Source organism: Duganella alba (assembly GCF_009674495.1).
Taxonomy (GTDB): Bacteria; Pseudomonadota; Gammaproteobacteria; order Burkholderiales; family Burkholderiaceae_D; genus Rugamonas; species Rugamonas alba.
In genome coordinates this window covers 44,980-59,849 of sequence record NZ_WKJN01000023.1, presented here as the reverse complement: position 1 = coordinate 59,849, position 14,870 = coordinate 44,980, and the positions used below count along the sequence as shown (strand labels likewise).

12 protein-coding genes are annotated in these 14,870 nt (G+C 64.5%); 4 read left to right on the top strand and 8 right to left on the bottom strand.

The features are described 5' to 3' along the window. Positions 1 to 93 precede the first annotated feature (93 nt). Complete coding sequence (locus GJ695_RS20715) at positions 94 to 1,515, top strand: OmpP1/FadL family transporter (protein WP_154368061.1); 1,422 nt, start codon at positions 94 to 96, stop codon at positions 1,513 to 1,515. A gap of 52 nt (positions 1,516 to 1,567) precedes the next feature. Here the strand turns inward: GJ695_RS20715 and GJ695_RS20710 are convergent, their stop codons facing one another. Together GJ695_RS20710 and GJ695_RS20705 are read right to left on the bottom strand one after the other, a co-directional pair. Further along, on the bottom strand, positions 1,568 to 1,780 hold the full coding sequence (locus tag GJ695_RS20710) for a hypothetical protein (protein ID WP_154368059.1): 213 nt from the start codon (positions 1,778 to 1,780) through the stop codon (positions 1,568 to 1,570). 64 nt (positions 1,781 to 1,844) lie between these two features. After that, positions 1,845 to 3,245, bottom strand: coding sequence for an L-cystine transporter (locus GJ695_RS20705; protein WP_154368057.1), 1,401 nt, complete (start codon positions 3,243 to 3,245; stop codon positions 1,845 to 1,847). Between the two features lie 197 nt (positions 3,246 to 3,442). On the opposite strand from GJ695_RS20705, the gene GJ695_RS20700 reads away from it, so the two are divergent. Further along, entirely contained in the window at positions 3,443 to 5,164 is a 1,722-nt protein-coding gene (locus tag GJ695_RS20700; protein WP_229260599.1) for a methyl-accepting chemotaxis protein, read from the top strand. A gap of 6 nt (positions 5,165 to 5,170) precedes the next feature. On the opposite strand, the gene GJ695_RS20695 is transcribed toward GJ695_RS20700, so the two are convergent. From GJ695_RS20695 to GJ695_RS20670, 6 genes are read right to left on the bottom strand one after another with little or no spacing between them, the layout of a single operon-like run. Beyond that, positions 5,171 to 6,502 carry a sensor histidine kinase gene (locus GJ695_RS20695; protein WP_154368055.1) on the bottom strand — a complete coding sequence of 444 codons (1,332 nt, stop codon included), beginning with the start codon at positions 6,500 to 6,502 and terminating at the stop codon, positions 5,171 to 5,173. Further along, a complete protein-coding gene (locus tag GJ695_RS20690) occupies positions 6,499 to 7,899 on the bottom strand; it encodes a sigma-54-dependent transcriptional regulator (protein WP_154368054.1) in 1,401 nt (466 codons plus the stop codon). The genes GJ695_RS20695 and GJ695_RS20690 overlap by 4 nt, the downstream gene beginning before the upstream one ends. Before the next feature lie 3 nt (positions 7,900 to 7,902). Then, positions 7,903 to 9,099 carry an ABC transporter permease gene (locus tag GJ695_RS20685; protein ID WP_154368052.1) on the bottom strand — a complete coding sequence of 399 codons (1,197 nt, stop codon included), beginning with the start codon at positions 9,097 to 9,099 and terminating at the stop codon, positions 7,903 to 7,905. Beyond that, positions 9,099 to 10,337: an ABC transporter permease gene (locus GJ695_RS20680; RefSeq protein WP_154368049.1), complete on the bottom strand. Its 1,239-nt coding sequence runs from the start codon at positions 10,335 to 10,337 to the stop codon at positions 9,099 to 9,101. Before GJ695_RS20680 ends, GJ695_RS20685 begins: the two co-directional genes overlap by 1 nt. A 9-nt stretch (positions 10,338 to 10,346) precedes the next feature. Beyond that, a complete protein-coding gene (locus GJ695_RS20675; protein WP_154368047.1) occupies positions 10,347 to 11,009 on the bottom strand; it encodes an ABC transporter ATP-binding protein in 663 nt (220 codons plus the stop codon). A 12-nt stretch (positions 11,010 to 11,021) separates the two neighbouring features. Next, on the bottom strand, positions 11,022 to 12,269 hold the full coding sequence (locus GJ695_RS20670; protein ID WP_154368045.1) for an efflux RND transporter periplasmic adaptor subunit: 1,248 nt from the start codon (positions 12,267 to 12,269) through the stop codon (positions 11,022 to 11,024). Positions 12,270 to 12,505: 236 nt separating this feature from the next. Here GJ695_RS20670 and GJ695_RS20665 point away from each other — a divergent pair, with 236 nt between their 5' ends. Both GJ695_RS20665 and GJ695_RS20660 read left to right on the top strand, forming a co-directional pair. Next, positions 12,506 to 13,297 (top strand): transporter, encoded by a 792-nt coding sequence (locus GJ695_RS20665; RefSeq protein ID WP_154368043.1) that lies wholly within the window; start codon positions 12,506 to 12,508, stop codon positions 13,295 to 13,297. 12 nt (positions 13,298 to 13,309) lie between these two features. Next, positions 13,310 to 14,851, top strand: a complete 1,542-nt coding sequence (locus tag GJ695_RS20660; protein WP_154368041.1) for a methyl-accepting chemotaxis protein — start codon at positions 13,310 to 13,312, stop codon at positions 14,849 to 14,851. Positions 14,852 to 14,870: the final 19 nt, after the last annotated feature.

The window sequence follows — 14,870 nt, the reverse complement described above, 5'->3', positions numbered from 1 at the left end:
CCTTTTGAGTTGTTTTATTTGTGTAGTAAGCTGCTGGCCTTCCCGTACCATTTGGCTATGGGACAAAAAAACCATTCATAAAGCGAGACTGCCATGCAACAAAAATACCTCCCCCTGATCATTGCTGCCGCCCTGAGCGCCCTGTCCGTGAGCGCCCAGGCGTCCGGTTACCGTTTCGGTTCGCAAAGTATTTCCGGTCAGGGTACGGCTGACGCCAATGGCGCCGAAGCTGCCGATGCATCGACCATCTTCTACAATCCGGCCGGTCTGAGCCGCCTGGACGGCACCCAGATCAGCGCCGGCGCCACCGTGGTGGTGCCGCACTCGACCTTCAACGACACCGGTTCGACCCACTTCACCGGCGCGCCAGCCGGCGGCACCGCCGCCAACGACTACGCGCCGAATTCGGTCACCGCGCCATCACTGTACTTCAGCAAGAAGCTGAACGACCAGTGGGCGGTCGGTTTCGGCCTGTTCGTGCCATACGGCGCGAAACTGGACTACGGTAACACCTGGACCGGCCGTTACGCGCTGTCGAACATCAAGCTGGAAGCGGTTAACCTGAATCCGTCGGTGGCGTGGAAGCTGAACGAACACCATTCCTTCGGTTTCGGCATCGACGCCGAGTACATGAAGGCGGAATTGGGCCAGGCCGTCGATGTGCCGGGCTCGATCGCCGCGCTGTCGTCGGGCGCCGGTGCGGCGCAAGGCGCGCTCCTGATCAAGCAGATCGCCGCGCTGGGCGGCAATCCTGCGCTGCTGCGCACCGCGGGCGACGCCCACGGTTCCAACGACGGCAAGGACTGGGGCTGGGGCTTCAACCTGGGCTATCTGTTCACGCTGGACGAGAACACCCGTTTCGGCCTGGCGTACCGCTCGTCGATCTCGCACCAGCTGCGCGGCAGCACCGTGTGGGACTTCTCGAAAGTGACCACCGACCCGATCGTCAACCAGGTGCTGGCAACCGCCTCGCACAAGGCCAACTCGGCGGCACTGGTGGCCCTGCGCACGCCGGAAACCCTGTCGGCCAACGTGTTCCACCAGTTCGATTCGAAATGGGCCGGCATGGCGGACGTGACCTTCACCCGCAACAACCGCATGGGCGACCTGGACATCCAGTTCCCGGGCACCAGCGAAGGCAACGAAGTGATCCGCCAGCAGTGGAAAAACACCGTGCGCGTGTCGGTGGGCGGCAACTACGCCTACAGCGAAAACCTGACCCTGCGCGCCGGTATCGCGCATGACCAGTCGCCGGTGAAAAGCGCCGAGCTGACCCACCCGGCGTTGCCGGACAGCGACCGCATGCAGTATTCGGTCGGCGCCAACTGGAAGCTGAGCCCACGTTCGTCGATCGACTTCGCGTACAGCTTCCTGGACTTCAAGGACGCCAACATCAACTACACCAACCAGTGCAACCCGCTGGCGACCAGCTGCACCGGCAACGGCGAAACCACCCGCGGCGTGTACCAGACCCACCTGTCGCTGGTCGGCCTGTCGTATAACTACAAGTTCTGATTCAGCCGCACGCAGCAGACAAAGAAAGGGCCTTCGGGCCCTTTTTTCATGCCTATTTTTTGGCCGGCGGCGGATTGTCGGCCTGGTTGGGCGGCGTGGCCGGTGGCGGCGTGTCGGCCGGCGTTGGCGTGGCGGGGGTGGTGGCCGGCGCCGGCGTGGTGGCTTCCGGCGTGACCGGCTGGTCGGTGGGGCGCTTGTTGCAGCCGCCGAGCAGCGCGGCCAGCGCGGCCGCGCCCAGGGCGATACGGAGGGGGAGTGTGGTCATGATGGTCCTTTCAATTCAATGGAATTGATTAGACCGCGCCGGCGCGCCGGCGGTTCCGTTCAGGTCAGGCGGCTTTGCGCTCGCTGTCGATGGCGGGTTCGGCGTCGCTGTTGAACACCGCCAGGTCGGTCTCGCCCAGCACGCGGCTGGCGATCGCGCCGGCGGTGATCGAGCCGCTGACGTTGAGCGCGGTGCGGCCCATGTCGATCAGCGGTTCGATCGAGATCAGCAGGCCGGCCAGCGCCACCGGCAGGTTCATCGACGACAGCACGATCAGCGCGGCAAAGGTGGCGCCGCCGCCGACGCCGGCCACGCCCACCGAACCGACGGTGATGATGGCCAGCAGCGGGGCGATGAAGCTGAGGGTGAACGGATCGATGCCGACGGTGGGCGCGATCATCACCGCCAGCATGGCCGGGTAGATGCCGGCGCAGCCGTTCTGGCCGATGGTGGCGCCGAACGAGGCGGCGAAGTTGGCGATGCCTTCCGGCGTGCCGAGGCGCTGGCTCTGCGTCTGCACGCTCATCGGAATGGCGCCGGCGCTGCTGCGCGAGGTGAAGGCGAAGGTCAGCACCGGCAGGATTTTTTTGGTCCAGCGCAGCGGATTGAGGCCGAGGCCGGAAACGATCAGCAGGTGCACCAGGAACATCAGGAACAGCGCGCTGTACGAGGCCAGCACGAAGTCGATCAGGTGCAGGATGTCGGTGTAGCTGGAGGTCGAGACCACCTGCGCCATCAGTGCGAACACGCCATACGGCGTCAGGCGCAGCACCAGCGTGACGATGCGCATCACGATGGCGTGCGCCACCTGGATGAAGTGTTCGAACGAGGCGAAGATCTCCGGCTTCTTGTCATGGATGCCGGTGGCGGCGATGCCGATGAACACCGAGAAGATCACCACCGCGATGGTGGAGGTCTTGCGGCCGCCCGTCAGGTCGAGGAAGGGATTGGCCGGAATAAAACTCAACAGCATGCTCGGCAGCGAAATGGCTTGTGCCGTTTCAACCTTGCCTTGCAGGTAGACGCCGCGCGCGATGTCGGCGGCCGACGCGGTCAGGCCGACGGCGGTCAGGTGGAACACCTTGGCCATCACGATGCCGATGGCGGCCGCGACCAGCGTGGTGACCATCAGCGTGCCGATGGTCAGCGCGCTGATCTTGCCCAGCGAATTGATACCCTTCAGCTTGAGGATGGCGGAAATGATCGACACCATAATCAGCGGCATGATGATCATCTGCAGCAGCTTGACGTAGCCGGAGCCGACGATGTCCAGATAGTCGCTGGTGGTCTTCAGTTCGGCCGAGCCGGCGCCATAGATCGCTTGCAGGGCCGCGCCCAGCAGCACGCCCAGCCCCATGCCGGTGAAGACGCGCACCGAAAAGGAACCATGTTTGCGCTGTTGCGCGTACAGCAGGCCGATCAGAGCCAGCGCCGCCAGCAGATTGAGGATCACGTTTATCGCCATTGCTTACCCTTTGCTACATTGTTGTCACCGATCGTGCATTTTATATGCGCTTAAAACTCGGTTAGCGAATATTTGGCTATATAACTATTCGAATTCTGTATATAGGCTGTTGTAAATTGTTTTCCATCGGAAATTAAATAAAACTACATGAAGCGTGTAACGTACAATTTATTTAATTATTCAGAGGGAGATTACGCATGGCATCCGCAAATATGAAAGTCGGTACCCGGCTTGGCTTGGGCTTCGGCCTGGTGCTGGTACTGTTGCTGCTGGTCGCGATACTCGGCGTGTTCAACATGAGCACGATCCATGCCAAGCTGGGCCGCATCGTCAACGAAAACGCGGTCAAGACCGAGATGGTGGGCCAGATGTCGAACGCGGTGCATGTCGTGGCGCGGGTATCGCGCTCGGTGGTGCTGTTGAGCGATGACGCCGCCATCCGCACGGAACTGGAAAAAGTCACCAAGGAGCGCGCCAGCTACAACGCCGCGCTCAAACAACTGGCCAGGATGCCGGCCACGCAAAAGGGGCTGGAAATCCGCGAGCGCATCGTCGGGCTGCAAAAGATCGCCCGGCCGCTCAACGACCAGGTGTTTGAGCTGGCGCTGGCCAACAAGGACGAGGAGGCCACCAATATCCTGATGAAGCAGGCCGGTCCGGCCACCCAGCGCTGGCAGGAGGCCATGGACGAATACGCGGCCCTGCAAAAGGCGACCAACCAGAGCGACGCGGCCGAAGCCAGCACCGCCTACCAGCGCGCGCGCACGCTGATGCTGGTCCTGAGCGGCCTGGCGATCGTGGTCGGCGCGGTGGCGGCGGCGCGCATCGCCCGCAGCCTGCTGCGCCAGCTGGGCGGCGAGCCGGATTACGCGGCCGAGATCGCAGGCCGCATCGCCGCCGGCGACCTGACGGTGGTGGTCGATACCAAGGGCAACGACAGCCACAGCATGCTGCATGCGATGAAGATGATGCGCGATGCGCTGGCCAGGATCGTGGCGGAAGTGCGCGTCGGCACCGAGACCATCGCCTCGGCATCGACCGAGATCGCCAGCGGCAACCAGGATCTGTCGGCCCGCACCGAGCAGCAGGCCAGCTCGCTCGAAGAGACGGCGTCGTCGATGGAGGAGCTGACCAGCGCGGTGCGCGCCAACAACGACAACGCGCGCCAGGCCAACCAGCTGGCGCAGTCGGCGTCGGCGGTGGCGCAGCAGGGCGGGCAGGTGGTGTCGCAGGTGGTCGACACCATGGGCGCGATCAACGATTCGTCACGCAAGATTGTCGACATCATCGCGGTCATCGACGGCATTGCGTTCCAGACCAATATCCTGGCGCTGAATGCGGCGGTGGAGGCGGCGCGCGCCGGCGAGCAGGGCCGTGGCTTTGCCGTGGTGGCGTCCGAGGTGCGCACACTGGCGCAGCGCTCGGCATCGGCCGCCAAGGAGATCAAGGAACTGATCGGCGATTCGGTGGAGAAGGTGGAGATCGGCAGCAAGCTCGTCGAGCAGGCCGGCCAGACCATGGAGCAGGTGGTGACCAGCGTGCGCCGCGTGACCGACATCATGTCCGAGATTTCCACCGCCGGCGACGAGCAAAGCGCCGGCATCGAACAGATCAACCAGGCCGTCAGCGAAATGGACACGGTGACGCAGCAGAACGCGGCGCTGGTGGAGGAGGCCGCTGCGGCCGCCGAAGCCATGCAGCAGCAGGCCGCCAATCTGGAACGCGTGGTCAGCGTGTTCCGGCTGGACGCCATGCAGCGCACGACGGCGCCGGTGTCCGCCAAGCCGCCCAGCAAGGCGGCGGCCGCCAAGCCGGCGCAGAAGCCCCTCAAGCCCACCGCGCCGCGCGCCGCCGCCAGCGCCGCGCCGCAGAAACGGCTGACGGCCTCCGCCGGCAGCGATGACTGGGAAGAGTTCTAAGCGCGTCTACGCGGCCAGCCAGATGTCGAAGCTGGTCGCGCCATCGCCGGTGGCCGCCAGCCGGTAGGCGAAACCGTGCCGGTTCAGCACTTCGCGCACGAATAGCAGGCCGATGCCCTGGCCGCCTTTCTTGGTGGTGAAAAAGGGCGTGAACAGCTGCCGCGCCGGCACATCTCCCAGCAGGTTGCCGCTGTCGATCACCGACAGCCGCACGCCGCTTTCCTCTTTGGCCAGCACGAAGCCGATGCTGCGCTCGTCGCCGTGGCCGGCTTCCGCCGCCTCCATCGCATTCTTGACCACATTGAGCAGCGCCTGTTCCATCAGGTGGCGGTCCATGGCGATGGCCGGCACCTCGTCGCAGCGCTGCCAGGCGATGCTGATGCCGCGGCTGCGGCACTGCTCGCGGTACAGATAGAGGATGTCGTCCATGATGTCGCGCACGGCGTTGGGACGCAGTTCCGGCGCCGGCATCTTGACCACCCGCGTGAAGCGCTCGATGAACTCGCCGAGGCTGGCATTGCGGCGCTGCACGGCCAGGATGGCGGTGCTGAAGTCGTCGCTGTCGCGCTCGGCCAGCTGGCTGCGGTAGTACAGCAACGAATCGAGCACCGAACCGGTGGCGGCGACGGTGTTGTTGACCTCGTGCGCAAGCACGCGGATCAGCTTTTCGTAGGTGGCTTTTTCCGAGCTTTCCAGCTCTTCGGTCAGCTCCTCGACCAGCAGGAAGTGGCGGGCGAAGCCGCGGTCGTAGAAGTGGCCGCGCTGGCCACGATAGCGGCGGCCGTCGGCGTCGGTCAGCAGCTGCGAATCGCCGAGCGGCAGTGCTTCCAGTTGCGCCAGCAGGCTCAGGCCGCTATCGTCCGGCAGGCAGTCGCGCAGCGCCTTGCCTTTGGCGTCGGCCAGGCCGCGCAGCGCCTGTGCGCTGGCGTTCAGCAGGCTGACGCGGCCGTCGAAGTCGAACACGATGACGGCGCTGGGTGTCGCTTCCAGCAGGCGATCGAGAAAGCCTTGCTGCTCGCCGATCTGCAATCGCTCCTGGTACAGCGCGTTCAGCATGGTGTTGAACAGCTTGACCAGTTCGTTCAATTCCTTGTCCTTGCTGTGTTGCAGGCGGGCGGCGTAGTGCTGGTCTTGCAGCAGATCGTGGAAGTGGCGCGTGTAGCCCAGCGGCTCCAGCGCGCGGCGGATCAGGTGCACGCCCAGCGCGAGGCTCAACAGCACCAGCGCTTCCAGGCCCAGCATCAGCGCCGGCTCGGTGCGGAACAGCACGACCGTGACGCCGAGGAACAGCAGGTGCGCGACGATCAGGTAGGCGTACAGGCGCCAGCGCAGGCTCATGGCGGCGTTTCGCTGTCCGGCGCCGCGCCGAGGCCGTGCCGCTCAAGACGGCGGTACAGCGCGGTGCGGCTCAGTCCCAGCGCCTTGGCCACGCGCGAGATATTGCCTTGGTGCTGCTCCAGCGCGTGGGCGATCATGTGGCGCTCCACCTGTTCCAGCGTCATGCCGTCGACGCCGAGCCGCTGCGTGCCCAGCGCGCCGCCGTGTTCATGCTGTTCGGCGGCGACAAAGTCGGCCTGACGCAATTCGCTGCGGCCGACCAGCAGCAGGGTGCGCTCCAGCGTTTGCTTGAGCTGGCGGATATTGCCCGGCCATGGCTGCGCGCTGAGCCACTCCAGCGCCTGCGGCGCAATTGTGGTCGTCGGCAGGCCGTAGCCGGCTGCCACATCGCTGATGATGTGCCGCGCCAGCAGCGGAATGTCGCTGCGCCGCTCGCGCAATGGCGGCAAACGGATGGTGATCAGGTTCAGGCGGTAGAACAGGTCTTCGCGGAACTCGCCGCTGGCGACCAGTTCGGCCAGTTCGCGGTTGGTGGCCGACACCACGCGCACATCGGCCTTCTCGCTGCGGCTGGCGCCGACCGGCTGATAAGTCTGGTCTTGCAGCACGCGCAGCAGCTTGACCTGGTCGGAGCGATTCAGTTCGCCGATCTCGTCCAGGAACAGCGTGCCCTCGTTGGCGCTGGCGACGTGGCCCTTGCGGTCGGTCCTGGCATCGGTGAAGGCGCCGCGCACGTGGCCGAACATCTCGCTTTCAAACAAGGTCGGCGTGATCGCGCCCATGTTGATCTTGACGATGGCCTTGCCGGCGCGCTGGCTGTTGCGGTGCAGGGCGTCGGCGATCAGCTCCTTGCCGCTGCCGCTTTCGCCGAGGACCAATACCGGCGCGCGCGTGTTGGCGACCTGGCCGATGGTGGTCAGCACCTTCAACAGGCGCGGATGCTCGCCGACGATGCCGCTGAAATCGAACTGCGCATCGAGCGCCTGACGTGACGCACGTTCCGCCGGCGTGGCCGCCTCCAGCGTGGTGCGTATCAATTCCGCCAGTTGAGTGTTGTCCCACGGCTTGGTGAAGAAGTTGGCGGCGCCGGCCTGCATGCCGCGCACCGCCAGCGCGATCGAGCCCCAGGCCGTCATCAGCAGCACCGGCAGCTCCGGCTGGGCCTGGCGCAGTTCGGCCAGCAGCTGCAAGCCTTCCTCGCCGCTGGTGTGCAGCGAGAAGTTCATGTCCTGCAAGACCAGGTCGATGGGCTGCTGCGCCAGCGCGGCCAGGGCCTGTTTGGGGCCGTCGGCGCACACGGCGTCGTAGCCGGCCTGCTTCAGCAGCATGGCCAGCGACACCTGGACCGCGCTGTCGTCGTCGACAATGAGAATGCGTTGCTTGCGAGTAGAGTCCATTATTTATTCATAGTGCAGCGCTTGCGTCGGACTCAGGCGCGCGGCGCGCCAGCCGGGGTACAGCGAACATAGCAAGGATAGCAGATAGATCACAGCCGCCGATAGCGCCATGGCGGTGACAAACACCGGCCAGTTCAGGCTCTCGCCGAAGACGCCGGTCAGCGGCAGCTGGATCAGCAGCACCAGCGCGATCAGCATCGCGCCGGAACTCAGCAGCAGCTGCTCGGCGATGATCTGGCGGTAGATATGCGTGGCGCTGGCGCCCAGCGCGCGGCGCAGGCCGATTTCCGGAATGCGCTGCGTGGTGTTTTGCCACAGCACGCCGAACAGGCCAAACGCCACCATTACCAGCAGGAAGGCGGCGATCACCGACAGGATAATCAGCGGCAGCAGTTGCTGGCGCAGCAGCGCCTTGCGCGACTCCGCCTGCGGCGTGATGGTGTAGGCCCAGTCGCCGCGCACCTGCTTGAGCGTGGCGCTGAGGCGGCTTTCAAAGGCGCGCGGCGTGCCGGGCTTCAACTTCAGCACGATGGTGGGCAGCGCTTCGGCGCCGACGCCGGGCACCGTGCGCGGCAGCATGAAGGGATGCGGGTCCATGTATTCGCCCTGCGAACGGAAGGCGTCGATCACGCCGGTGACGCGGTAGCGCTGCGGTGCGGTCTTGCTCAGATCGTTGGACTCGACATACACCTGGTCGACGGCGGATTTGCCGGGGAACAGCTTTTCCGCCAGGCGCCGGTTGATGACCACCGGCGTGGTCTCGGCGCCGTCGTCCATGCTGGAGAACCAGCGGCCGGCCAGCAGATGCATATCCATCGTCGCGAAATAGTCGTCGGTGACGCTCAGGATGTCCACCTGCAGGCGGTGGCTGCCATCGGGCAGTGCGTAGTCGCCGCTCCAGCGCGACATGGTGTAGTTGGGAAAGGAGGTGAAGGCGACCTTTTCCACCTCGGGCAGCGCCAGCAGCGCGCGCTTGTACTGGTCGAACAGCGCGGCATCGTTCTTCAGGTCGGTGGCGCGGATGCGCACCGCCCATTGATCGCGCCATGCGAAGCCGGTGGGCAGGTTGTACAGTTCGTAGCTGCGCACGCCAAAGGCGGCAATCGCGAACAGCACCAGGAAAGCCAGCAGGATTTCCAGCGTCAGCATGATGTTGCGCGTCTTGCGTTTCCAGATCAGTTTCATCAGATGGCGCAGCATTATGCGGTTCCTTTCAGCGCTTGCACCGGGTCCAGGCGCGACATTTTGAGGGCCGGGATCAGGCCGGACAGGATGCCGAACACCAGCGTGATCAGCAGGCTGTAGCCAAACACCGGCAGATTGATATCGATGTGCAGGTAGGGGATCAGGCCCGAGCCTTCCAGCCACCAGATGACGCCGGTGGCGCACAGCAGGCCGCAGACGCCGCCTACCAGGCACAGCAGCACGTTTTCCAGCACCAGCTGGGCCACCAGCTGGCCGGTGGTGGCGCCGAATGCGCGGCGCACGCCGATCTCGCTGCTGCGTTCCATGATGCGGCCGACGTTCAGGTTGACCAGGTTCAGCGCCGGCAGCGCCATGAACAGCAACATCAGGCCGATGATGATGGCGATCAGCTTGGGTGCGCCGGCATCCTCGGTATCGCTGTTCAGCAGCGCGCGCGAGAAGAATTCCAGCTTGGTGTCGCCCCAGAATTTCATGATGTTGAATCTTTCCGGGTCGTCAAACTGCACGGATTTGGCGGCGCGCAGAATCGCCTGCTTGACTGCCGGCACGTCGGCGGCGCTGTGGGCGAGTACCATGACGCTGAAGTCGCCGGACTGCCTGGTCTTGTAGTCGCTCGACGGTTGCGCGGTCAGCGGCACCCAGACGTCGGCATAGGCGTTCAATTGCACCGCGTCTTCCACCACGCCGATGACGGTCAGCAGCTGGCCGCCAGCGCTGAATTTCTGGCCCAGGTAGGGCTGGCCCGGAAACAGCTTGCGCGCGGTGGACTGGTTGAGCACGGCGACATAGCGGCCCTGGGCCACATCGTCCTGGTTGTACAGGCGGCCGGCCAGCAGCTTGAAGTCGAGGATCTTCCAGTATTCCGCGTCGGTGTAGCGCAGGTCGACGGTGCTGACGCGGCCGTCCTGGTAGACCGACACCGATTCCGCCAGCGCGCTGGCGGCCACGGCTTCCACGCCGGGCAGCGGCTTCAGATACTTGTCGATGATCTGGTAGCCCAGCGGGCTGGTGCGTCGGATTGGTTTGGTCGAATGCGTCGATTCCGCCATCGGGATCTGCACGAAGCGATCGCTCTTGCCTTCCACGCCGGTGGGGAAGAAGGCATTTTGCAGCAGGGCGGTAACCACCAGCAGCACCGTCAGCGTCAGCACGATGCACAGCAGGTTGATGGCGGTGAACAGCTTGCGGCGCATGAAGACTTTCCATGCGGTCAGCAGATAATTCCTGAACATATGCGCTCCTTAGGCGACCAGCTGGCCGTCGAACACGCGCACGATGCGCGAGGCCATCCTGGCCTCCTGCTCGTTGTGGGTGACCATGACCACGGTCGTGCCTTCGCTGTGCAGCTTGAGCAGGATGTCCATCACTTCCTGGCCCATCTTGCTGTCCAAGTTGCCGGTCGGCTCGTCGGCCAGCAGCACCTGCGGCTGGCCGACAATCGCGCGGGCGATCGCCACGCGCTGCTGCTGGCCGCCGGACAACTGGTTCGGATAGTGGTCCATGCGCGCGCCGAGACCGACTTTTTCCAGCGCCTCGCGCGCCAGGCGCTGGCGCTTCTTGGCCGACATCGGACGGTACAGCAGCGGCAGCTCGACGTTGTCGATCACGCGCAGGTCGTTAATCAGGTGGAAGCTCTGGAAGATGAAGCCGAAAGTGGCGTTGCGCAGCTTGGCCACATGCTTGTCCTTGTACGAGGCCACCGGCGTGCCGGCCACCTCGATGGCGCCGCTGCCGGGCTTGTCGAGCAGGCCGATCAGGTTCAGCAGCGTGCTCTTGCCGCAGCCGCTGGGGCCCATGATGCTGACGAATTCGGCTTTGGCGACGTGCAGGTCGATGTCTTTCAGCGCCAGCGTTTCAACCTTGTCGGTCTGGTAGGTTTTGCTGACTTTGTTCAGGCGTATCATGGTTTTCCCCTTTTATTGGGCCACGCGGACGCTGTCGCGGTCCTTGTAGCGGCTGGTATCTGAAATGATGAGACGGTCTCCGGCGCGCGCACCGGAAAGGATTTCGACGGCCTTGCCATCGCTGGCGCCGATGTTGAGCGTGGTCTTGCGGGCGACGCCGTCGCGCACCACGAAGATGTCCTGCGGGCCGCGGCCGTTGAAGGCGGGGCCGCTGTCGGCCAGCAGGGCGTTCTGTTTCTGCTCGGTGACGATGTTGACTTCCACCCGCAGCTTGTTGCGCAGCATGGCGTGGTGCGGCTCGGCCAGCGTGATCAGCAGCTTGACGGTGCCGTTCTGGATTTCCGGCAGCACGGTCTGCACTTCGCCGTGGAGCTTGACGTTGCCCTGTTCGACCAGCACCTTCTGGCCGGCGTTGAGCGCGCGCGCATGGAAGTCGGACAGCGAGGCTTCGACCTTGTAGTTGTTCAACTCGGAGACCTTGGCGACCAGCTGACCGACGGCCACGCTGGCGCCTTCCTCGGCCATCAGCCAGGTCAGCATGCCGGCGAACGGCGCGCGCACCTGGGTTTGCGCCAGCAGTTGCTGCTGTTCCTGCATCTGCTTTTGCAGGATGCTTTTCTGCAGCCGCGCGCCTTCGATATTGCTGTTGGTGACCAGCTTGTTGTCGGCCAGCTGTTCGTGGTGCTGGCGTAGCTGGATCTCGTTGCGCTTGACGTTCAGCTCGGCGGTCAGCAAGTCTTCGGCCGAGGCGCCGCCGGCCTTGCGCAGCGTCTGGTAGCGGCCGAGGCGGACGCGGGTGGCTTCCAGGTCGAGCTGCAGCAGTTCGATGGCGCTGGTGAGCTGCTTGCGTTTCTGCTCCATCTCCAAGGTCAGCGCGACGATGCGGTTTTCCTGTTGCGCCAGCTGTTCCTTGAGCGAGTCGATGGCCAGCAGGATGGTGCGGCTGTCGAGTTCCAGCAGCAGCTCGCCGGCCTGCACCTCCTGGCCCAGCTTGGCGTGAACCTTGGCGACGCGCGTCTGGATCGGACTCGACACCAGTTCCTCATGCACCGGAATCACGATGCCGGAAGCGTTGATGGTGTTGGCGATATTGCCGAGGCGGACCGTGGCGATGCTGACGTCGTCCACACCCACGCTGGGGCTGACGGCGCGGTTGATGGCCCACGCGGCGACGCTCAACGAAGCGAGCAGGGCGGCGACCACCAGCAAGGTCTTGCGCTTGCGGCGGGCGATGATGTCGGGAGTGATGATGGTATCCATGCCCGTCCTAGTGCAAGCCCCGTGCCACATGCTTGATAAAAGGACAAAGCCAGGTAAATCAAGGCGCTAAGCTGAAATGACCGCCGCCACCCGGCTCGCCCCATTGCCCGCCTCCGCCCACCACCGTCCGTAACCGGACAGCTGGCCATCAGAACTTGATGTGGGAAATTACCAACAATTGAGTTATACCAATGTGATAGGGTGGTGTCCACAGTTGCTTCCGTGATGGTGGAGACATGCCTATTAAAACAATTGTCGCACTGCTGCTGGGATTGCCCCTGCTGGCCCAGGCCGGCGAAGAAAAAGACCAGATCGCCACCGACCGTCCCGACTTTGTCGAATCGAGCAACGTGGTCGGCGCCGGCCGCTTCCAGATCGAGACCAGCGTCGCGCTGGACCGCAACCAGGCCAACGGCATCAAGGAACGCAGCTACTCCACGCCGACCTTGCTGCGCTTCGGCATCAGCGATACGGTCGAAGCCCGCATTGAAACCGACGGCCGCATGCGCGTCGTCACCGACGACCTCGGCGCCGGCACGCGCACCACCGAAAACGGCTACGCCGACGTCTCGCTCGGCGTGAAATGGCATGTGGCCGATGCGCAAGGCGCGCGGCCGTCGATGGGCGTGCTGGCCCACGTCGACCTCGACAGCGGCTCCAGCGCCTTCCGCGCCAAGGGCAAGGGCGGCTCGCTGCGCCTGGCCGCCGAATGGGACTTGCCGGACGACTTCGGCCTTGGCGTCATGCCCGGCATCGCCTGGCAGCATGACGACAATGGCGAGCGCTACACCAGCGGCATCTTTGGCATCGTGCTGGGCAAGGAGTTGAGCGAGCGCAGCCGCGTGTTTGTCGAATATTCGGCGCCGCAGATCGCGCGCGGCCGCCACGGCGGCTCGCAGACCACCTTCGATGTCGGCATCTCCTACCTGCTGACCGACCTGATGCAGATCGACACCGCCCTGTCGCGCGGCCTCAACAAAAACACGCCGGACTGGAGCTGGACCGCCGGCCTGTCCATCAAATTCTAAGCAGGAGACTTCATGCGATTGACGATCAAGCAGCGCCTGTTACTGATTAACCTGTTGACGCTGGTGTTTGTCGGCCTGGTGGGCGGCGTCGGCTACTACGCGGTGCATGTGCTGGATGCGTCGATGGATGCGATCAGCACCAACAGTTCGGCGATGAAGGACCAGCTGCAAGCCGACCAGGCCCACGATGCCCTGCGCGCCGACGTGCTGGCCGCCCGCCTGGCGGCGGAGAAGAACGAGCCGGCCGAGATCAAGGAAGTGCGCCAGGATACGACCGAACACATCGCGCTGTTCCGCAAGCTGATCAAGGAAATGGACGCGGCCGCCACCGACGCCGAAGTCCATCGCGCCATGGAGCAGGTGCGGCCCGATGTCGAGCGCTACCTGAAAAGCGCCGAGGAAATGGTGGAGCTATCGCTGAGTAATCCACCGGCCGCGCAGGCGAAGTTTCCGGCGTTTATGGATACGTTCCGCGTGCTGGAAAAGAGCATGGCGGCGCTGAGCGATCTGATCGAGAAGAACTCGGCATCGACCAAGGAAGTGGGCGATGAGGCGGTGGTCAAGTCGCGCATCCACATTATTGGTTTCGGCGTGCTGGCGGTGGTGGTGTCGCTGGTGGTGGGGCAGATGATTTCGCGCTCCATCCTGCGTCCGCTGGACGAGGCCGTCGGCTTTGCATCGCGCGTGGCGCATGGCGACCTGTCGTCGCAGATTGCGGTGGAGGATGAAGACGTCACCGAAACCGGCCGCCTCAAGCGCGCCTTGCGCGAGATGAATGGCAGCCTGCATGGTATTGTCAGCCAGGTGAGGACCGGAACGGATGCGATCGCGCTGGCGTCGGGCGAAATCGCGGCGGGCAACCTGGACCTGTCATCGCGCACGGAATCGCAGGCCAGTTCATTGGAAGAGACCGCGTCATCGATGGAAGAGATGACCTCGGCCGTGCGCCAGAACTCCGCGAACGCGGGCGAGGCCAACCAATTGGCCTCGTCGGCGGCGCAGGTGGCCACGCGCGGCGGCGAAGTGATGACGCAAGTGGTGGCGACCATGGGCGGCATCAACGCCTCGTCGCAGAAAATTGTCGACATCATCGCGGTGATAGAAGGGATTGCGTTCCAGACCAACATCCTGGCCCTGAACGCGGCGGTGGAAGCCGCGCGTGCCGGCGAACAAGGCCGCGGCTTTGCGGTGGTGGCATCCGAAGTACGCAGCCTGGCCCATCGCTCGGACGCGGCGGCCAAGGAAGTGCGGCAACTGATCGAAGCCTCCGCCGCGCAGGTGGGCGAGGGCAGCGCGCTGGTTGGCCAGGCCGGCGGGACGATGGAAGAAATCGTCACCAGCATCCAGCGCGTGACGGCCATCGTCGGCGAAATCGCCGCCGCCAGCCGCGAGCAGGAAATGGGCATCGACCAAGTCAACCAGGCCATCGGCACCATCGACAGCGCCACGCAGCAGAACGCCGCACTAGTGGAACAAGCCGCCGCCGCCGCCGGCGCGCTGCAAGAGCAGGCCGGCCGGCTGGCGGAAGCAGTCAAAGTATTCCGCCTCACCTAAATCCGGGGTCAGGTCCCCC